Below are 19232 nucleotides of genomic sequence, written 5' to 3'. Positions count from 1 at the left end.
GTTGTCGTATCCGTCAAGGTGCATTGTTGGCGATGGCGTTGCTGCCGTTCCAGCCGCCGCCGGCGGCGCGGTACAGCGCCACCCAGGCGGCGCTGCGTTCGCGCTCGAGGTTGACCACCGTGTTTTCGGCGGCCAGGCGCGTGCGGCGCGCGTCTTCCAGTTCGATCAGGCTGGCCAGGCCGTTCCTGTAGCGGTCTTCGGTAGCGACGAACGAGACGCGGTAGCCTTCCAGCGCGGTTTTGGCATGCTCGCTGCGCTCGTCCGTGCTGGCCAGGTTGACCAGCGCCTCTTCCACTTCGCGCACGGCCTGGCGCACGCCGGCGCGGTATTTCACCACGGCTTCCTCGTAGCGCGCCGTGGCCGCGTCGATCTGGGCGCGGCGGGTGCCGCCGTCGAAGATGGGCAGGCTGACGGCCAGCGGGCCGATGCTCCAGGTGCTGGCCGTGATGCTGGTGCCGCCGGCGCGGATATTGCCCTTGCCGATGGAGCCGGCCAGGCTCAGACGGGGATAGCGCTGCGCCTGCGCGCCGCGTACTTCGAAGCTGGCGGCCGCCACTTCGCGTTCGGCGCTGTAGATGTCGGGACGCTGGGCCAGGGTTTGCGCCGGCAGTTCCGCAATCGCCACGGGCGAGGGCAGGATGGCAGGGCCGGCCGCCAGCTTCTGGCGCAGCGACGTTTCCGGCATGGCCGACAGGGCCACCAGCGCCTTGACATTCACGTCGCAGGCGGCGCGTTGTTCGATGGCGCGGCTGGCGCCTTCGGCCGCGCTGGCGCGGGCCAGCGCGGCGTTGGCGGGCGGCTGGAAGCCGGCGCCGGCGCTCAGTTGCGTCAGGCGTGCCGAGTCGCGGCGCGAGACGGCATCCTGTTCGGCCACGGCCTGCAATTGCTGGCAGGTGCGCAAGGCGTAGTATTGGTTCGCCACTTCGGCAGCCACGGAGACGCGGGCCTCGTGCCAGAGCGCGCGCGCGCTGGCGTAGCGCTCCTGCGCCGCGTCGCGCGTGGCGCGGTTGGCGCCAAACACGTCGATTTCCCACGACGCCTGCAGCGCCGCCTGCGAGGTGGTGCCGCTGGGCTGGGCCGATTGCTGGCTGGTGCGCACCACGCTGCCCGTCGCGTCGAGCGTGGGCGCCAGCGCGGCGCCGCTGGCGATGCTGTCCGCGCGTGCCTGCGCGATGCGCGTGCCGGCGGCGGCGATGGTGGGGCTGACCTGCTGCGCATCGCTGATCAATTCCACCAGCAGGCTGTCGCCCTGGCCTTGCCACCAGCTGGCCAGGTCCGTCAGCTTGCCGTTATGCGGCAGCGGCGCCTGCCACTGCGCGGGCGCGCTGGCGGCCACCGCGGCGGGCGGTCCCTGCAGGGCGCAGCCGCCCAGCGCCAGCACGATGCCGGCGGCCAGGGCGCGTTGAACGGTGCATCGAATAATCGTCATGCTGGTCCTTCTGCTTGTCGTTGAGTGGTAGGGGAGGAGGGGGGGATGGCCAGGCGCCGGCGCTCCACGTCGGCCATGGCCAGCGCGTAGTCGGTCATGCGCGCCAGCCAGGTGTCGATCGCGTGCGGCGATTCCAGCAGTTGCGGGCGCAGCGTTTGCAGCACGTCGGCGCCCACCATGTGCTGCAGGGCCAGCGAGGCGATGGAGAACGCCAGCCGGTGCATGTCGTCGCTGTTGTCGGGCGCGCCCAGGTGGCGCGCGAGCACGCGCGTGAGCGCCTCGTGTTCGGGGCGGATGTTCTGGTCGATCTCGCGCGCCCACAGGCCCGTCGGTTCGAGCATCTCGCGGCACCATAGGCGCATGCAATCGCGCGCGATCTCGCCCTGCTGCATGGGGGCGAGCAATTGCGCATAAAAGCCTTCCAGGCTTTGGCGCAGGGTGAAATGCGGTTGCTCGTACAGGGCGATATTGTCTTGCGGGCTGGCCGATTGCTGCGCGAAGGCGGCGCGGTACAGGCCCGCCTTGTCGCCAAAATAGTAGCGGATGGCGGCGGCGTTGGTGCCGGCCGCCTGCGCCAGTTCGCGCGTGGAGGTCTTGGCGTAGCCCTGTCCTGCAAACAGGCGGATGGCGCTGTGCAGCAGCCGCTCGCGCGACTGCTCGCCATCGGAACGGGGCTTGCGCCCGTCGTCGGCGCTTGGCGTTGGGGAAATATTTTTTTCAATCATGCCGCAGATTGAATCACATATCTCAAACGATTGATATAACTAAATCACTTGATTTAGTTAAGGAATGATGAAGATAATGTCAAACGCAGGCAAAAAAAAGCCCGCGAACTGGCGCGGGCTGAATCCAATGTTCAGGGAACGAATTGGAGGAGACAGTTCCACTATAGCGCCGAATATGTTGCAGTGCAATACCGTAGAACTACTATATCGGTCTCTCCTGGATGGCAAAATTTCCGCATTCCATGCTGCGGCGCACAGAAGCTCAGGCCTTGCTGCGCAGCGCCAGCGTGAACGTGCTGCCGGAGCCGTAGTCGCTGTTGAAGAACAGGGCGCCGCCGATGGCGTTGGCCAGGTTCTGGCACAGGTACAGGCCCAGTCCCGCGCCTTCCACGTGGCGCGTGGAGGTGGAATCGAGCTGCGAGAAGGCCTGGAACAGCTTGGCCTGGTCTTCTTCCTTGATGCCGGCGCCGCTGTCGGCGATGCTCATTTCCGTCACCAGCACGCCGTCTTCCTCGCGCTGGGCCAGGCTGATGCGCACCGTGCCCTGTTCCGTGAACTTGATGGCGTTGTTGAGCAGGTTGATGAGGATTTGCGTCAGCGCGCGGCGGTCCGTGTCGATGATGGCGGGCGGCCGATTTGGTTCGCCGAGTTCGATCTCCAGCGCCAGGCCTTTTTGCTGGGCCAGCGGACGCAGGGTGTCGGCCACGTCGGCCATCAGCTCCTGGCAGTGGACGGGCTCGATCGACAGGGTCAGCTTGCCCGCCTCGATCTTGGCCACGTCGAGGATGTCGTTGATCAGCGAGAGCAGATGGCGCGCGCTGGCGCGGATGGTATTGAGCTGCTTGTCCTGGTCCGACGTCAGGGGGCCGGGCAGTTTCATCAGCAGCGCGCCCGTGAATCCGATGATGGCGTTGAGCGGCGTGCGCAGTTCATGCGACATATTCGCGATGAAGGCGGACTTCATGCGGCTCGCTTCGGCCAGCTCCAGGTTTTTCAGGGCGATTTCGCGGTTGATGGTTTCCAGTTCGGCCGCATGGTGCGCCAGGCGCATGTTCAGTTCGATCACCTGGCGTTCGCGCGCCTGCAGTTCGCCGTTGACCTGCACCGCCTGTTCATACGTGGAGATCAGCAAATCGAGGATTTGCTGGCGCTCCGCGTTGATGAAATGCTTCTGGTCGCCCAGGTACAGGGCGATGCCGATCTCCACGTTCTGGTTCTTGCGCAGCTTCTGGTTCATCAGCATGTGGCTGATGCGGTTGAGCAGGTAGTCTTCCGCGTAGGGCTTGCGGATGAAATTGTCGGCGCCGCACTCGATGCCGCGGATGATGTCCTTCGGGTCGTTGAGCGAGGTGACGAGGATCACGGGGATGTCGCGCAGGGTCGGGTCGGACTTGATGGCGCGGCACAGGTCGTAACCATTCATTTCAGGCATGACGATATCGGACAGCACCAGGTGCGGCTTGCGCTCGCGGATGGCGGCCAGGGCCAGCTGGCCATTCGCCGCCACGCGCGCGTTGTAGTGCAGCGACTGGATCAGGCGGCGCAAGCGCTCCGCCTGGGTCGGGCTGTCCTCGACGATCAGGATCTCGATTTCGTCAGGCTTGATTTGGTTGTTGGAGTCCACAGACCTCTCCTAGGATTTCAGTGTGGTGATGCTGGGCGCGGTGAGCGCGCAATATCGACATCGTATGACTATATCGGATTTAGGTCTGCAAAAGTAACTTCCAAGTAACTATTTTGGCCACAGGGAATGCTGTGGCCGCCTGTCAGTTCTCGCCCTGGAACTGGCCGGCGCGATAGGTCAGCACGAGCGTATCGCGGTGGCCGTGTTCGCCGATGGGCTGGATCGGCGTCGATTCATGGATCACGGCGGCATCGTCGAGCAGCAGCAGCGACCACGGCTCGGTCAGGGTAAAGCGCTTGCCGTTGGGGCCATCCGCTTCGAAGATGCGCGTCTCGCCGCCCTTGATCTGCTCGCGCCCGATCAGCAGCACGGCGACGAAATCGACGCCGTCGCGGTGCGCGCCTTCCGGCGTCGGGCGGCCGATGCCGTCAGTCGTATCGATGCGGAACTGGTGCGCCTCGATGAACCACGGCTGGCGGCCCTTGACCTGCGAGCAGGCGTCGCCCAGCGCGCGGATCAGCTGCTGCCAGGCCGCTTGCGCGACGATAGCCGCTTCGACCGGTTCGAACAGGCGGTGCATGCCGCCGTGCAGGGCGTTGTATTCCACCGGCTGCCAGTGCGGACGGTGCGCCGTCTGCGTCAGGCGTTCGCCATCCTGCACGAAGCACGAGTGGCGCCGGCGGCGATAGCGGCCGCCATCCTTCAGGTAATTGTCCAGCGCCAGGGTGTTCCAGCTGGGTTCCAGCGCGCGCAGCGCGGCCAGCGGGCAGCCGGCCAGCGCGGCCACGTCCTGCGGGCGCAGGACGGCATAGCCGTCATCGCGCAAGGCTTCCTTGACGTGGGACGGGTCGGTAAAGATCGGTGCGGAAGTGCTCATGGCGGTGCCGGCCGGAACGCGGCCTGTATCAGTTTATCCAGCCTGGCATTCTACGACTTCGCGGCGATTCCTGTGCAGTACGACAGGAATTATTCTTGTTGAGTTAAAAATTCTTTACCAGGGTCATACGCAGCGAGCGCGATTCCACCGGATGGAAGTGGAGATCGTCCACGGGCTGCGCCTCGCCGGGCAGGCGCGAGGCATAGTAGTAATCGATGGCCGAGTCGCGCCGGTTGGCCAGGTTGTAGCCTTCCACTGCCACGCGCCAGGTCTTGTCGACCTGGTAGGCGATGCGCCCGTTCAAGCCCACGCTGGCGGCGGAGCGCACGCTGTTGTCTTCCACCAGGGGCCGCGGACCGAAGTAGCGCAGGCGCAAGGAGCCCGACCACGGCCCCGGCGGCGTCACCGTCATGGCCAGCTGGGCCACGCCTTCGATGGCGCCGGGGATGAAGTCGCCCGCCGGGTCGCTGCCGCGCGAGCGTGTCCGCGCATACGCCAGGTCCAGGTCCAGCGACAGCCAGCTGGCCGCCTTGTAGTAGCTGGAAAACTCGATGCCGTAGCGGCGGCTGGGGCGGCCCGCCTCGGTGGCGCCCGCATCGCCGATGAACAGCAGCTCGGAATCGAAGTCCAGGCGGTACAGCGACAGCGAGGTTTGCAGGCCGGTGATGGCGGCGCTGCGCAAGCCCAGTTCCAGCCCCCGCGAGCGCGCCAGGGGCGTGACCTTGGCGGCCGCTTCGCCCGTCTTCGGGTCGACCGTGATGGTCGTGCCGCGCGCGTCGTTGCTGTGAAAACCGTTGCCGATGTTGACATACGCCTCCGTGTCGCGCCACGGCCCCGCGATCACGCTCAGGCTGGGGCTGAACAAATGGTCGCTGGCCGTGCCCGAATTGGCGGCGCGGTCGCTGCGCACGTCGAAGCGGTAGGCGTCCGCGCGCAGGCCGGCCACGGTGCGCAGCGATCGCGACCAGCGCGTGCTGTTTTCGGCATACACGCCGATGCTCGTTTCGACGATATGGTCTTGCCGCGTGGTCGACAGGACCTGGCGCCGGCGCGTGTTGTACAGGCCATTGTGGATATTGTCGCTCTGTAGCTGCAGGCCGATGGTGGTATCGCTGCTGCCCCTGTCCGTGTGCCGGTGCCAGGTGTGGCTGGCGTCGAGGCCGGCCGTCACGCGCCGGTCGGGCTGGGCGAACTGGTCGCCGTTGAGCGGGTCGTCCATCGCATACGTAAAATTCGAGAACAGGGCCAGGCGGTTGGCAATCACGTACGCGCTGACCCTGGACGACACGTCGTCCGTCGTCTGGCGCCAGGCGCCCGACAGGCTGTAGCGCTGCGCCTTGCCGCCGTCGCTGGCATCGACGGCGTCGAAGCGGCCCAAGCTGCCGTCCTGCACGGCGCGCAGCGGGATCTGGTCGGTGGCGTTCCAGCTGGCGTCGTACGCCATGGCCGTGACGTTGAAGCCGTTGTTGGCATAGCCTTCGCTGTAGCGCAGCACGCCATTGCGCTTGCGGTAGCGGTCCGGCTGCGTGAACGGGCCATCGTTATGCTGCGCTTCGAGCGCGTACAGCAGGCTGCCGTCGCCCGCATCGATGGAGTCGGCCAGCAGGGCGCGGCGAAAGCCGTTTTGTCCGATGCCGGCGCTGGCGATGCCTTGCGTCAGGCGGTTCGCGTAGACGACGGACGCCGCGCCCGCCGAGGAAAAATCGCCTTGCGCCGCCGCATACGGTCCCTTCTTGTAATCGAGGCGCATGGCCAGTTCGGGGATCAAGAAGTTCAGGTCCGTCCAGCCCTGGCCGTGGCCATGGCTGCGCTGGTTGACGGGCATCTCGTCGACGGTGGTGCGCAAGTCCGTGCCGTGATCGAGGTTGAAGCCGCGCAGGTAGAACTGGTTGGCCTTGCCTTCGCCGCTGTGCTGGCTGACGATCAAGCCCGGTACGGCTTCGAGCAATTCGCCGGGCCGGTAGCTGGTGCGCGCGTCGAGCTGCTGTTGCGTGACGCTGCCCGCGTTGGCCGAATCGGCCACGCCCAGCTGATTCAGGCGCGAACCGTCGATCAGCACGCGCTGGAAGATGTCGTCGGCGTGGGCGGCGGATGAAAACAGGGCGGCGAGGAGGAGGGGAAGGGAGCGTGGCGTCATGGGTGTATGGGGGAGCCGGGGCTTAGCGAATCGGAAGTTCCGTGTTCTGGCGGTCGAAGATCAGCGTCTGGATGCTGCCGCTGTCCTGCACGTTAAGGGTATTGCGCTGGCTGGGCAGGAAGTCGGTCAGCAACTGGTTGTGGATGCGCGTGGCGGGGGCCAGGCGCGTGCCTTCGATCTCCTGGAAGATCACCACGTTGTCGGCGTTGACCTTCATGCCGACCCAGTTCAGGCGCAATCGCTTGCCGTCCGGCCCCACGAGATAGAACTGTTTTTCGACATAGCGGCGCAGCGCCGCTTCGCTGTCTTCCTGGCCCAGGTCGAACTGGCGCTGGTACAGATTCGTCAGCAGCGCCTCGACGTCGTGGCCCGTGTAGGTGTGCACCACCTCCGTGCTGCCGCTGGCCGCGTTATAGCTGATGTCGGCGATACCCATGTGGAAATTATGGGCGCCGGCCGCCATGCTGGCGCAGGCCAGCACGGCGCAAGCGAGAAGGCGCCAGCGCTTCACGCCTCGCCGCCCTTGGCCGGGCCGCTGCCCTTCAACGGCGTATGAAAGTCGCGCATCAGGTTCTCCCTGGGCGACTTCTCGCTCTTGAACAGTTCCAGGCGCGATGGCGTGATTTTTCTCGGCCAGCTATTGTTGCTGGTGTCGATGTCGGCCGTTTCCCAGTACGGGTCCTGCACCAGGCCCACCATCGGCTCGTCCGTGATGACGACCTTGGTGATTTTCTTCGGCGAGTAGCGCCATACTTCTGCCGGCACGCGCTCGACGTATTTTTTGCCGCTTTTTAGCTCGATCTCGAGGATCAGGGGCATGACCATGCCGCCCAGGTTCGACAGGTCGATCAGATACAGGTGCTTGCCCTGTTTCAGCAAGTCCTTTTCCCACGGTTCCAGCGCGGCCAGCGCTTCGGCGTAGGCGTTGCGGTCCTTGTTGGTGACCGTGAAATCGTCATGCTGGTTGTAGAAATCCTTCAGTTCCGGATGCGCGTCGACGCGGCGCGGCATGCCCTTGTTGGCGCGGCTCGTCACCGATTCCGGCTGGGCGTCCTTCTGCGCCTTTTTCCAGGCTTTTTCCGTTGCCGGATCTTTCGAGCTCACGCCGTATTCGCTGATGCCGTCGATGCTGATGTCGACCGGGTCGGTCGTATAAAACCAGCCGCGCCAGAACCAGTCCAGGTCCGTGCCGGAAGCGTCTTCCATGGTGCGGAAGAAGTCGGCGGGCGTGGGGCGCTTGAACTTCCAGCGCTGCGCATATTCCTTGAAGGCGTAGTCGAACAGTTCGCGCCCGAGGATGGTCTCGCGCAGAATGTTCAGGCCCGCCGCCGGCTTGGCATAGGCGTTGTTACCGAACTGCAGCAGGGACTCGGAATTGGTCATGATGGGCACCTGGTCGCGGCTACGCATGTAGTCGACGATTTCGCGCGGTTCGCCGCGCGAGGCCGGATAGTTTTCTTCCCACGCCTGCTGCGCCAGGTATTGCACGAAGGTGTTGAGGCCTTCGTCCATCCACGTCCACTGGCGCTCGTCCGAGTTGATGATCATCGGGTAGTAATTGTGGCCCACCTCGTGGATGATCACGCCGATCAAGCCATACTTGGTGCGTTTCGAATACGTCAGCTCGCCCGTCTTCTTGTCCTTCACGGGACGCGGGCCGTTGAACGAGATCATCGGATACTCCATGCCGCCCACGGGGCCGTTGACGGAGATGGCCGTCGGATACGGATAGTCGATGCTGTACTTGTTGTACTGTTCGATCGTGTGCACGATGGCTTGCGTGCTGTATTTTTCCCACAGCGGATTGCCCTCTTTCGGATAGTAGGACATGGCCATCACGTCGCTGCCGCCCTTCTTGTAGCCCTGCGCATCCCAGATGAACTTGCGGCTCGAGGCCCAGGCGAAGTCGCGCACGTTGGCCGCCTTGAAGTGCCACGTCTTTTGCGCGCGGCTGACGGATTTCTCGGCCGCTTCCGCTTCCTTCTGCGTGACGATGACGACGGGCTTGTCGCTGCCGCGGGCCTTGTCCAGGCGCTCGCGCTGCGCGGCGGACAGCACCTCCTGCGGATTTTGCAGCGCGCCCGTGGCGGCGACGATATGGTCGGCCGGAACCGTCAGCTGCACGTCGTAGTCGCCGAATTCCAGCGTGAATTCGCCCGAGCCGAGGAACTGCTTGTGCTGCCAACCGGCCGCGTCGTAATAGGCCGCCATGCGGGGGAACCACTGCGCCACTTCGAACAGGGCGTTCTTGTCGTCGAAGACTTCATAGCCGGCGCGCCCGCCCAGCACCTTCTGTTCGTTGATGCGGTAATCCCAGTCGATCTGGAAGGCGAAGTCCTGCCCCGGTTTCAAGGGCTGCGGCAAGTCGATGCGCATCATGGTGCGGTTGATGACGTGCTTCAGCGGCTGGCCATCGGCGCCTGTCAACCGGCGGATATTGAAACCGCCCTGGAAGTCGCCGCGCGCCAGGATGCCGCGCAAGCCTTCGAACTTCATCGTGTCTTCGCCCGCTGTCTTGGCCCAGGCCTGGCGCGAGGGCGCCGTGGTCATGCGGCGCGCGTCGGAATCGGGCTTGTAGATATTCTGGTCCAGCTGCAGCCACAGGTAGCCGAGGGTGTCGGGCGACCGGTTATGGTAGGTGATGGTGCCGCTGCCGGCGATCTCGCGTTTGGCTTCGTCCAGGCTGGCGCGGATCGTGTAGTCGGCGCGCTGCTGCCAGTAGGCGTGGCCAGGCGCGCCGGAGGCGGTACGGTAGGTATTCGGGGTGGGCAGCACTTCTTCGAGCTGGCGGAACTTGTCGTCGAATGGTTCGGCGGCGAAGGCCGACACGGTAAAGCACAGAGCCAACGAGGCTACGGAGCCGAAAGGTATGCGCATGGTCACCCTGATGTTGTTGTAAGGAAATAGTGGCAACTATTCTATACGCAGGGCGATACCGGCCTTGTATCGATTTGTAATAAAGAAAGGCGGATTGTGCGCCGGCTTTTGGCTGGCGCCGTCAGGGTGATGCTTTACCTGATTTTGCTCGGAAAAGCGGCGTTTTTACTCACTTTTCATCAGGCTGTCGCGCAACTGGTTCAGTTGTTGTTTCATGTCCACAACCTGCTCCACGCTGCAGTGGCTGGCCGTCAGGATGGCTTCGGGCAGCAGGGCCGCTTGATGGCGCAGCTGGTCGCCCTGCTGCGTGAGGGAAATGATGACCTGGCGCTCGTCGCTGGCGGCGCGCGTGCGCGTCAGCAGGCCCGATTGCTCCATGCGCTTGAGCAAGGGCGTCAGGGTGGCCGAGTCCAGGAACAGGCGCTCGCCCACTTCCGACACCGTCAGGCCGTCGCGCTCCCACAGCACCATCATCACTAGGTACTGCGAATAGGTCAGGCCGAGCTTGCGCAGGAGCTTGCGGTACAGCTTGTTCATTGCAAGCGAGGTCGAGTACAGCGCAAAGCACAATTGGCTGTCCAGGCGCGGCACCTGGTGCAAGGGGTTGGGGGCGGTGGTGGTATCCATGGGGACAGTATATATAGCGCGCTATTTAATTGCAACCGCGTGACAAGCGTGGCTGGCGCGCCCATGCCCCGGACCGGTTGGCCCGGGGCATGGGCGCGGTCGTGGCGAACTACTGCGCGTAGCGCGCGCGCAGCAGCTTGAGCATGGCGACGTTCTGCTCCCACGCGTCGCTCACCGGCTGCTGCGTCCAGGGCAGGGTTTGCGTGTAGGGCACTGGGCCGAATTCCGGCGTAAACGTCATGCGTTCGGCACCGGCCGCGCGGCGCAGGGCGACGATGGCGTCCCACCAGGCCAGGTGGGCGTCGAGCGCCGGCTTGGCTTCCGGCGCGCGGAAGTCGGCCACCTGCGGCCCCTGCGCATGGCCCACGCGCGCATGCACGTGGCGCACCAGCGGCAGTACCTGCGCCAGCGTGTGCGGCTGGTCTTCCAGCAGCGATTCGCAGGCGCAGCACCAGTGCGACAGGTCGGCCGTCAACGGCAGCTGCGGATACTGCTGCAGATACGGCAGCAGCAGCATCGGATGGCCGGAAAAGCGGCTGCGGTGGAGCTCATGCACGACGGGCACGCCGTGCCTGGCCGAGATGGCGGCGGCCAGGTCGATCAATGCCGCGTTCTGCGCCTGGATATAGTAATCCTTGCCCGTGTGGGTGTTGACCAGCACGGGGCGCGCCAGGCAGGCGTTTTCCAGCAGTTCCGCCAGGGCGGCGCGGTGCAGTTCGAAGTCGCTGTGGAACACGGTTTCCCACTGCGCGGCGATCAGCTGCAGGCCCGCATCGGCGATGCGTCCCGTCCATTCCTCGCGCAGGGCGGCGTCCAGCGGCAGCGACATTTCGATGCCGTCGAAGCCGGCCGCCGCCACCCTGTCGATGAAGACCTCGGGCGGCAGGTCGTTATTGCCCCAGTGGGCGGCAAAGACGTCGATGCGCATCAGATGAAGCCCCGTACGGGGAACGCCGCGTCGCGCTGGATCCAGTTGTGCGCCGCGTATTGCGTCTGGCCGTCGGTGGCGTGCAGGGTGTAGGCGTGGCGCGAGACGGGCGAGCGGTTCGGCGCGCTGTAATGGGGCAGCAAGCCGTGGAAGCAGACGAGGGCGCCCGCCTTGACTTCCAGCGGCACGGCCGTGCTGTCGTCGGGCCACGGCATGGCATCGAGTTTTTCCACTCTTACCTGGTCGCCGTTGCGGATGAAGCGTTCGCGCAGGGGCCCGCGGTGGCCGCCCGGTTCGGCCCACAGGCAGCCGTTGTCCAGGGTCGCGTCTTCCAGCGCGAACCAGAACGTGGTCACGCTGACCGGCGTGGTCTCGAAATACGTGGCGTCCTGGTGCCAGCGCACTTCGCCGCCGATGCCGGGCTGTTTAAATATGTACATCGATTGCCAGACCTGCGCATCCGCCAGGCCCAGGTCGCGTGCGACATCGGCCAGTTTCGGGTCGGCCGAAAACGCGCGGAAGACGGGGTCCAGGTCATGCATGGCATGGCCGATCTTGTTGATCGACAGGGACTTGGCCTGCTTCAGCTGGCCGTCCGGGCCGAAGGCCTCTTCCTCGAAGAAGCAGCGGATGGTGTTGTCGGAGGCGAGAAAATAATCGTTGGTATTCTTCGCCTGGTCGCGCGTGGTGAAGATCGACTGGCTGACGCTGGGATCGAATTCGTTGACAATCTGTTCGGCGCGCGCGCGCAGGGCGGCGATTTCGTCCGCGCCCTTGAAGCCGGGCAGGATGATATAGCCGTCGCGTTGGTATTGTTCTTGTTGTTCAGTTGTTAGCATGGCGGCGGCTCCGGAAGGTCAATGGAAAGCGCCATTGTAGGATGGGGACAGTGCGCAAACAATCGCCCGGCGGTTGACAGATTGTCGCTAAAACGCAGACAATCTTTGACATGGATCAACTAAAAGCGATGGAAATTTTTGTCGAAGTGGCGCGCCTGCGCAGCTTCACGGCGGCGGGACAGCGCCTGGGCTTGACGCGCGCCATGGTCAGCAAGACCATCATGCAGCTGGAAGAGCGCCTCAATGCGCGCCTGCTGCACCGCTCCACGCGCGAAGTGAGCTTGACGGATGCGGGCCGCGCCTACTTGGCGCCGTGCATGGCCACCGTCAGCCAGGCGCAGGAAGCGGCGCGCATGGTGGCGCACGTGGCGCAGGCGGGGGCCGGGGCGGAGTTGGCCGGGCCGCTGCGCATCCAGGCGCCATCGAGTTTCGGCAGCGCGTGGCTGGCCGATGCCGTCGCCCGTTTCAGTTTGCTGCATCCGCAGGTGCGGGCCGAACTGTTTGTCGACGATGCGCTGCTCGATCCGATACGCCACGGTTTCGACTTGACCATCCGCGTGGGCGGCATCCCGGACAGCAGCGCGCTGGCCATGCGTCCGCTGGCGCCGTGCCGCGCCGTGCTGTGCGCCAGCCCCGCCTATCTGGCGCAACGGGGCGTACCGCGGACGCCGCAGGATTTATTGCAGCACCAGTGCCTGCATTTCAGCCACCTGACCGATGGCACGAACTGGCATTTCCTGCGTGGAGACGGGGAGCGGCGCGAGGAGGTGAGCGTGCGCGTGCAGGCGGGGTTTACGGCCAATAATGGCCTGGTGCTGCACCAGGCGGCGCAGCGGGGGCTCGGCATCGTCTACAGCACCACCTTTCTCGCCTGGCGCAACCTGCTCGATGGCAGCCTGCTGCCCGTGCTGTCCGGCTGGGAGCTGCCGCTGAATCACTTGAGCGCCCTGTATCCGGCCAGCCGGCAGATGTCGCCGAAGGTGCGCGCGCTGATCGATTTCCTGGTGGCCGAATACCAGCCCGTGCCGCCGTGGGACCGCGAGCTGGCAGCGGCTGGATTTTTCAGCTGACGGTCAATTGAACGCGACCGGTTCCACCGTCCACGCGCCATCGGCGTACACGCGCTCGTCGTCGAGATAAACGGCCTCGGTGACGGCGAAGATGTCGACGTGGTAGCGCGCATCCTTGCGCTTGAATTGCGGTTTCGTGTAGACGCCATGCTTGGCGCCCAGCGACAGATGGATGCCGCACATGCGTTCATAGGTGCCGATGTCGTTGACCAGCTGTTCGCGCGAAAAGGCGCGGTTCATGCCGAAGCCCAGTTCGCGCACCCACACTTCGCCTTCATGCGCGCGGATGATCTCGAGCATGGCCAGAAATTCCGGCGTGGCGTGTTCCGTGCCCGTCACGCGGCCCTTGTCGATGATCAGGGTGATCGGCGTGTCGGGGCGGTTGACCATGAAGTGGGTATCGCCGAAGACGAAGATGCGCACGCGCCCGTTCACGGCTTCCAGGTCCTGCGCTTCCGTAAACACTTCGCCCAGGGGAAACTGGCCGCCGATATTGTTCATGCCGCTGTAGTCGCCGATATTCAGCTTGGCCGGTTCGAATGGGGAGGCGAAGACCAGCTGCTCGCCGCCGCTGTCGACCATGCCGTGGCGGGCGCCGTCGATGCGCGCCTTCAGTGCATGGCCGACGCCGCGGTAGTAGGCGGGATCGTAGGCCAGCGAGGCGATGTAGTGCAGCCCCTGCACGCCAGGCATGCGCGACAGATGCACGTGCTCGATCACTTTCAAGCCACGCTTGAACAGCTCGATGCGGATGCGGAACGCTTCCAGGCGGAAGCTGGTCGACTGGATCAGCACGACGAGGCTGCCGGCCGGCAGTTCGGCAAACGCGGCCAGCACGGCCTCCGGCGTGACCTCGTCGAAATCGATGAAGACGGCGTCCGGCAAGGCCTGGCGGTACGCTTCCGTCAGCACGACGTTGAGCCAGCTGCGCTTGTCGCAGACGATCAGGGACGGTTCGTCCGGGCGGTGGCAGATGGCCATGGCCAGCAGGTCGGCCACGTTTTGCGCGGCCACTTCGGTGGCGGCGGCGCTGATGGCGTCGAGCCGGCTGGTGTCATTCTCGGGAAGCGTCATGGGGCAAAGGTGGGGACGTGAAGTAATCGCAGCATTATAAGGCGATTGCCCCGGACGCCACCATTCCCCATCCGGCGCAGGACATGGGGCGCCGCGTCCCTGATTATCTTGTGTAGTGCTTTAGGGCAATGTATTATTTGAAAAATGGTATGAAAGGGTATGGCAGCGAGCCTGGAAGCGGCCCGGCGCGGCGGCAAAGGCGCGCATGCGCATGGCGGCACGCTTTCAGTGAAGCAGGGACAACAAGCCTACAGGCGATGATGAAGAGTGTGATGTGATGAGCATAATCGGACAAGATATTCCCATGGAGCGGCCAGATACGGATGGGCGCGCCGCCGTCTTCGTTCCCGTCACGGGCGTCAAGGAAGATGTCCTGTTGACCATACGCAAGGGGGCGGCCATCGTCGGTTTTGCCAACCACGACCGCACCATCACCGTGTATTTTGAAAGCAACCGCTTTGACGACCCCGTGCTGGCCAAGTGGGAGCACAAGGCGCGCAAGGCCTACGACCGCCTGGTCGACAATGCGCCCACCGTCTCGAAGCTGACCACCAGCCCCGCCAATTTCGAGCAGATCGGCTATATCAATGGCAAGGGCATCACCATCCGCCGCATGGAAAGCCTGCAGCGCTGGCTCGCGTATTCGGATGCGATGGATACTTGTCCGGTTACGGAGATCATTCCACGCACGGTCATTGCCAAGGCCGACGCGGTCAAGGTGTAAGAGCGGCTGATAAAACGCCCAAGGCGTTGTTGCCTGCCTCTCGCCGTACTGACGTACTGTCTTCGAGGCGGCGCCTAGCCCTGAGCATTTTCTCAGCCGCTCTTGGCGCGCTTACGAACGGCTGTACGAAAGGCCACAGTTTGTAGCCTTCCCCTCGGTCCTGGCGTATTGTCTTGGGGGCGGCGCTTTGGCCCTGCATGCTTGCGCGGCCACTGTCGCGTGGGCTTGGAGTCAACAATGTGTCGGATTACGCGGGGCGTTGCCCCGCTAATCCGACCTACGCGACCTACGCCTGACTTCGCTTCTTGCTCCTTGCTACACCACGATGATATTCGCCTGCGCCTTGAGCGGGCAGGGCAGGGTGTCGTCGAAGGTGATTTCGATGGCGCTGGCGATGAACATGCCGCCGATGTGTTGGGCGGCGATTTCGGGCGGCGTGCCGGGCTTGGTCAGGTTGACGTCCTGGGCGAAGACGAAGACTCTCCAGGTGCCGAAGACCTTTTGATCATATTGCAGCAGGGTGCGGTAAGCCCGCTTCAAGTCCAGGCTGCCTGCGTAGACGCCGTCGTTGGCGCCCGGGTCGAAGCCCAGGCCGTCATCGGTCAGCGATTCCACGAAATACAGGCCCTGCGGCGCCTGGAACAGCACGAAGGCGTACAGCTCCGTGCCGCGGAAGACATTGCCATTGTCGCGCTTGAAGCTGGCGCGCAGCCACAACGGTTCATAGGCTTGCACGACGGCGGGCGTATCCGTTTCCACCGGCCCCGCCACATGGATGTTGACTTGCGTTTCGCTCACGGCGTGCTGGTAGGTGGCGCCCGTGGTGAAACGTTGATACTCCCAGCTGATGTCGGCCGTGTAGGGCAGGCCCGCATTCGGCGCTTCCGGCAACACCCACTTCGCCACCACGCGCTCGGCCAGGGTCAGTTCGCCGGCGGCTGGTGGTGTTGCTTCCTGTCCACGCCAGAATGGGTCCGCGATATCGGAGCAGGCGACGGCGATGGCGCCCGAGGCGATGGCCGAGGCCACGCCCGCCACCGTGAATTCGGGCTGGCCCGAGCCGGCCCCTTCCAGCGAGCAGCAATCGACGCTGGGGTCCGTTTCCTCGAAGGTGCCGCCCACGCTGAAGCTGGCCTTGCCGGAACCGAGCGCGGCGGAAATGATGGCCACCAGCGCGGCGATGATGGCGATGATGATGGCGAGTATCTTCCACCACGGATCGGAAAACGGCAGCTCGCCATGCGTGCCCGCATAGGCGGGGTTCGGCGTCCAGACGAGGGTCATGCCGGTCGGCACGATGGGGCCCAGGCCGGGCGGGCAGCGGCACGCATTTTCCCCGCCTTTGCCATCCGTGCCCGTGCTGCCCCAGCGCTTGCCGGGCAGGTGGCCCTGCGGCTTGGACAGTTCCAGGGTGCCTTCCTCGACCGTGCACGTGTAGGTGTTGGTCGTGCTGTCGAAGCGCGTTTGCGAGACGAAGATTTGCTGGATCGAGCGGTGCGGCGTGTAGCCGTCCGCCTTGGCGACAAAGCTGACGAGGCGCTTGCCGGGCGCCGCATGCTGGAAGTCGGCATCCCACATGACCAGCATGGCCGCGCCGGCGGGAATGCTGGCAAAGAAAAAGGTGCGCGCCACGGGCACGATGCCGGGGTCGCCCACGCTTTCCAGGTACACCGTGACATTGCTCAGTGCGCTGTTGGACATATTCGTGACGTGGGCGGCGATGCGCAAGCCATAGATGGCATTGTCGAAGATGCCATCGGGCAGCATGATATTGGTGACGGGCTCGATCGCGAACGGCCGCGTCAGCACCTGCAGGGGTGTGTCGCTCATGATGCTTGCTCCTCGGGGCTTTGCTGTTCTTGCGCTTGCTCTTTCTCCAGATCGGTGACGACATATGTGACGCCGCCCAGTACCTTGCCATCCTGGGTTTCCAGCACGCGCAGCAGCGCATACTGGCGTGGCGGCAAGGCTTCGGCGCGCACGCTCAGGTAGACGGCCTGCGCCTGGCCGCGCGGCACTTCCAGCGCCAGTTTTTGCTCGCCGGGCGCATCGCCATTGCAATGGGGCGTACGCGCCAGGCCCGCCACCAGGTGCGCATCCCTGGCCGGCTGCCACCGCTCAAGCCCGAGCGTGGCCAGCAGGCGTTCCGGCAGCTCGCCGCCATACTCGATCTGCAGTTCCACTTTTTTCGTTTCGCGGGGCAGGGCCGCCACCGCGATGGCCAGCAATTGCGCGCGCCTTGCCGCCAGCACCACGTTGACGTTGCGCTGGGCGATCTGTTCATGCTGCTTGGGCTGGAAGGGAAAGCCGTTGGGCAGCGGATCGGGCAGCGGGTTGACGTCGCCAGGCCCGTGGGCCACGGCCAGCAGGCATTCGTGGCCGCCATTGACGATGACGGGTATCCACGGCACCAGGCACAGCACTTCTTGCGTGGCGCCGGGCGGCAGGTCGGCAAACGCGGAACCGATCTGCGTGGCGGCGCCGACGGCAATCTGGCCGGAAGGGTCGGCCCAGTAAAAGTCCACGCGCACGCCGTTCGAGGCGCTGTTGCCCGTGTTGTGCACGCGGCCCCACAGGTAGTTGCTGGTGCCGGCAATGGGCGCGCCGGGCGGGCCATTCGGATCATTCCCGGGCACGACCCAGATATCGGCGCTGTCCCACCAGGGCTGGCCGTCTTCGATGATCAGGTGGGCTGACATGGCGTTCTCCTTGTCCTTGGCCTGTGCTTGTAGCTTAGGCCGCGGCGGCGGAGACTTTTTGATCGGTATCAAGGCAATGGAACACGGCGCCGGTGCGCCGTTGCCGTGCCCGCGTAAGGTAATATTGCGGCAGAATGCAGTGGAATGACTCCAGGAAAAGGTTGGAATGTGCTTGAAACAGTGAATGACGTTTGCATCAACGCCGCCTGCGGCCGGACCTTGCCGCTGCGCGTGGCGCATTGCCCGTTTTGCGGCGCGCGCCAGGCGGCGCAAGCGCCAGTTCTGGAGAAAGCGGTAGCGCCGCCGCCGGTGCCGCGCATGCCGCCGCCGGTACCGGTAGCGGCTCCCGCGCCTGCGCCCCAACCATTCCCGCCGCCGGTTCCCGCCGCAGCATCCGCACCAGCCAAGGCGCCGCCCGCCAAGCCTGCCGGCAGGGGCTCGGTGCCGCCGCCGCGGCCGCCGGTACGCTTGCGCACGTGGATCGCCGCGGCCGTGGTGCTGACCGGTATCTGGTTCTATAACAAGCCCGCCGACAAGCCGGCCAGCGTGGCGGAACAGGTCGAGGCCGCCGCTGCGCTGGCGGCGCAGTGCGACATGGACGGCGCGCGCAGCGCGCTGGCCGTGCTGAAAAGCGCCAAGGCGCCCGCCGCGCAGATCAAACGCTTGCAGGCGAGCATCGCCAAGTCCGCCGCTGCCTGCGACAGGCAACAGCAGCGGGCGCAGGCGTGGGCGGCGCTGCAGGACAGCGTCAAGCAGGCGCTCGATGCGGGCAAGCCGGATCTGGCCGCCACGCGCCTGGCCGCCCACGTGAAGCGCTGGGGCGACGATCCCGACACCCTGGAGCTCGACGCCAAGGTGAAGGTGGCGCAAGCCAGCGTCCAGCTCGACCTGGCCGACGCCTGCCTGGCCAAGGGCGACCGCGTCTGCCTGGAAAACAGCCTGATCGCCGCGGAGCGCTACAAGCGGCCGGAACTGGCGGCGCGCACGCAGGCGCTGCGCGCGGCGTTGTCGCAATTGCTCGAGCGTTCGCTGCTGGACGCCGCGCCGGGCCAGTAGCGCACAGCAACATTGGCCCATCGTGAAAGGCGCCATGAAGATATCAAGATACCATTGCTTACAACTACGCCACAAAAGCCTGTTTTTATGTGCGTTAGCGCACGCTAGAAAATTTTAGGCAGGTGTATATTGCGAACTGATCTGTGTCTTTTGATAACAATGAAAGGGAATATCATGAAAGCAAGCAAAAATTGGATGACCGTGTGCGCCGCCGGGATGATGGTTGTGGCACTGGCCGCCTGCCAGAAGAAGGACGATGTCGCCGCCGGTCCTGCGGAACAGGCTGGCCAAAAGATCGATGCGGCCGCTGCCAAGGCTGAAGCCGACATCAAGGCCGCCGCTACCAAGGCTGACGCCGCCGTGAGCCAGGCTGCTGCCGATACGGGCGCCAAGATGGACCAGGTCGCCGCTGACGCCGACAAGAAAATGAGCGAAGCGGCCGATGCCGTCGGCAAGAAAGTGGAAAAAGCGGGCGAAAAGATGCAGGACGCCGCGCACAAGTAATCAGCGTAGTCACCGCGCCAGGGCCGGCCGCTGCCGGTCCCG

At 64.8% G+C, this 19232-nt stretch carries 17 protein-coding genes; 4 read left to right on the top strand and 13 right to left on the bottom strand.

The features are described 5' to 3' along the window. Positions 1-13 precede the first annotated feature (13 nt). From AC07VH_RS20430 to AC07VH_RS20385, 10 genes are all read right to left on the bottom strand, one after another. A complete protein-coding gene (locus AC07VH_RS20430) occupies positions 14-1429 on the bottom strand; it encodes an efflux transporter outer membrane subunit (protein ID WP_494787809.1) in 1416 nt (471 codons plus the stop codon). Continuing rightward, positions 1426-2154: a CerR family C-terminal domain-containing protein gene (locus AC07VH_RS20425; protein ID WP_493047175.1), complete on the bottom strand. Its 729-nt coding sequence runs from the start codon at positions 2152-2154 to the stop codon at positions 1426-1428. Before AC07VH_RS20425 ends, AC07VH_RS20430 begins: the two co-directional genes overlap by 4 nt. Before the next feature lie 262 nt (positions 2155-2416). After that, positions 2417-3778, bottom strand: a complete 1362-nt coding sequence (locus tag AC07VH_RS20420) for a hybrid sensor histidine kinase/response regulator (protein WP_475414796.1) — start codon at positions 3776-3778, stop codon at positions 2417-2419. 142 nt (positions 3779-3920) lie between these two features. Beyond that, positions 3921-4655, bottom strand: a complete 735-nt coding sequence (locus tag AC07VH_RS20415) for a 2OG-Fe dioxygenase family protein (RefSeq protein WP_475414795.1) — start codon at positions 4653-4655, stop codon at positions 3921-3923. 103 nt (positions 4656-4758) lie between these two features. Then, a complete protein-coding gene (locus tag AC07VH_RS20410) occupies positions 4759-6792 on the bottom strand; it encodes a TonB-dependent receptor (protein ID WP_494787808.1) in 2034 nt (677 codons plus the stop codon). A gap of 22 nt (positions 6793-6814) precedes the next feature. Beyond that, entirely contained in the window at positions 6815-7303 is a 489-nt protein-coding gene (locus AC07VH_RS20405; RefSeq protein WP_494787807.1) for a DUF6702 family protein, read from the bottom strand. After that, a complete protein-coding gene (locus AC07VH_RS20400) occupies positions 7300-9669 on the bottom strand; it encodes a M1 family metallopeptidase (RefSeq protein ID WP_494787806.1) in 2370 nt (789 codons plus the stop codon). Before AC07VH_RS20400 ends, AC07VH_RS20405 begins: the two co-directional genes overlap by 4 nt. A 165-nt stretch (positions 9670-9834) precedes the next feature. Then, positions 9835-10296, bottom strand: a complete 462-nt coding sequence (locus tag AC07VH_RS20395; protein ID WP_475414791.1) for a MarR family winged helix-turn-helix transcriptional regulator — start codon at positions 10294-10296, stop codon at positions 9835-9837. 109 nt (positions 10297-10405) lie between these two features. After that, positions 10406-11224 (bottom strand): sugar phosphate isomerase/epimerase family protein, encoded by an 819-nt coding sequence (locus AC07VH_RS20390; protein ID WP_494787805.1) that lies wholly within the window; start codon positions 11222-11224, stop codon positions 10406-10408. Next, positions 11224-12063, bottom strand: coding sequence for a phytanoyl-CoA dioxygenase family protein (locus AC07VH_RS20385; protein ID WP_494787804.1), 840 nt, complete (start codon positions 12061-12063; stop codon positions 11224-11226). The genes AC07VH_RS20390 and AC07VH_RS20385 overlap by 1 nt, the downstream gene beginning before the upstream one ends. A 110-nt stretch (positions 12064-12173) precedes the next feature. Here AC07VH_RS20385 and AC07VH_RS20380 point away from each other — a divergent pair, with 110 nt between their 5' ends. Beyond that, the gene (locus AC07VH_RS20380; RefSeq protein ID WP_494787803.1) at positions 12174-13133 is read left to right on the top strand and encodes a LysR family transcriptional regulator; all 960 of its coding nucleotides are present in this window, start codon (positions 12174-12176) and stop codon (positions 13131-13133) included. A 3-nt stretch (positions 13134-13136) separates the two neighbouring features. On the opposite strand, the gene AC07VH_RS20375 is transcribed toward AC07VH_RS20380, so the two are convergent. Continuing rightward, a complete protein-coding gene (locus AC07VH_RS20375) occupies positions 13137-14207 on the bottom strand; it encodes a M29 family metallopeptidase (RefSeq protein WP_475414787.1) in 1071 nt (356 codons plus the stop codon). Positions 14208-14511: 304 nt separating this feature from the next. Here AC07VH_RS20375 and AC07VH_RS20370 point away from each other — a divergent pair, with 304 nt between their 5' ends. Beyond that, positions 14512-14931, top strand: a complete 420-nt coding sequence (locus AC07VH_RS20370) for a hypothetical protein (RefSeq protein ID WP_475414786.1) — start codon at positions 14512-14514, stop codon at positions 14929-14931. Positions 14932-15246: 315 nt separating this feature from the next. Here AC07VH_RS20370 and AC07VH_RS20365 read toward each other — a convergent pair whose 3' ends face one another. Both AC07VH_RS20365 and AC07VH_RS20360 read right to left on the bottom strand, forming a co-directional pair. Further along, entirely contained in the window at positions 15247-16761 is a 1515-nt protein-coding gene (locus AC07VH_RS20365) for a hypothetical protein (RefSeq protein WP_494787802.1), read from the bottom strand. Beyond that, positions 16758-17630, bottom strand: a complete 873-nt coding sequence (locus AC07VH_RS20360; protein WP_494787801.1) for a hypothetical protein — start codon at positions 17628-17630, stop codon at positions 16758-16760. Before AC07VH_RS20360 ends, AC07VH_RS20365 begins: the two co-directional genes overlap by 4 nt. Before the next feature lie 168 nt (positions 17631-17798). On the opposite strand from AC07VH_RS20360, the gene AC07VH_RS20355 reads away from it, so the two are divergent. Both AC07VH_RS20355 and AC07VH_RS20350 read left to right on the top strand, forming a co-directional pair. Beyond that, positions 17799-18686, top strand: a complete 888-nt coding sequence (locus AC07VH_RS20355) for a hypothetical protein (RefSeq protein WP_494804032.1) — start codon at positions 17799-17801, stop codon at positions 18684-18686. A gap of 174 nt (positions 18687-18860) precedes the next feature. Then, positions 18861-19190, top strand: coding sequence for a hypothetical protein (locus AC07VH_RS20350; RefSeq protein WP_475414782.1), 330 nt, complete (start codon positions 18861-18863; stop codon positions 19188-19190). Positions 19191-19232: the final 42 nt, after the last annotated feature.

It is taken from the genome of Janthinobacterium sp. GW821-FHT03C10 (genome assembly GCF_059420865.1).
The sequence above is the reverse complement of the archived record's forward strand: the minus strand, read 5'-3'. Positions and strand labels throughout refer to the sequence as shown.

Coding starts and splice junctions, on each gene's coding strand:
- AC07VH_RS20430 (WP_494787809.1), bottom strand. CDS start 1,429: ATGACGATTATTCGATGCACCGTTCAACGCGCCCTGGCCGCCGGCATC.
- AC07VH_RS20425 (WP_493047175.1), bottom strand. CDS start 2,154: ATGATTGAAAAAAATATTTCCCCAACGCCAAGCGCCGACGACGGGCGC.
- AC07VH_RS20415 (WP_475414795.1), bottom strand. CDS start 4,655: ATGAGCACTTCCGCACCGATCTTTACCGACCCGTCCCACGTCAAGGAA.
- AC07VH_RS20410 (WP_494787808.1), bottom strand. CDS start 6,792: ATGACGCCACGCTCCCTTCCCCTCCTCCTCGCCGCCCTGTTTTCATCC.
- AC07VH_RS20400 (WP_494787806.1), bottom strand. CDS start 9,669: ATGCGCATACCTTTCGGCTCCGTAGCCTCGTTGGCTCTGTGCTTTACC.
- AC07VH_RS20395 (WP_475414791.1), bottom strand. CDS start 10,296: ATGGATACCACCACCGCCCCCAACCCCTTGCACCAGGTGCCGCGCCTG.
- AC07VH_RS20390 (WP_494787805.1), bottom strand. CDS start 11,224: ATGCGCATCGACGTCTTTGCCGCCCACTGGGGCAATAACGACCTGCCG.
- AC07VH_RS20385 (WP_494787804.1), bottom strand. CDS start 12,063: ATGCTAACAACTGAACAACAAGAACAATACCAACGCGACGGCTATATC.
- AC07VH_RS20380 (WP_494787803.1), top strand. CDS start 12,174: ATGGATCAACTAAAAGCGATGGAAATTTTTGTCGAAGTGGCGCGCCTG.
- AC07VH_RS20375 (WP_475414787.1), bottom strand. CDS start 14,207: ATGACGCTTCCCGAGAATGACACCAGCCGGCTCGACGCCATCAGCGCC.
- AC07VH_RS20370 (WP_475414786.1), top strand. CDS start 14,512: ATGGAGCGGCCAGATACGGATGGGCGCGCCGCCGTCTTCGTTCCCGTC.
- AC07VH_RS20365 (WP_494787802.1), bottom strand. CDS start 16,761: ATGAGCGACACACCCCTGCAGGTGCTGACGCGGCCGTTCGCGATCGAG.
- AC07VH_RS20360 (WP_494787801.1), bottom strand. CDS start 17,630: ATGTCAGCCCACCTGATCATCGAAGACGGCCAGCCCTGGTGGGACAGC.
- AC07VH_RS20350 (WP_475414782.1), top strand. CDS start 18,861: ATGAAAGCAAGCAAAAATTGGATGACCGTGTGCGCCGCCGGGATGATG.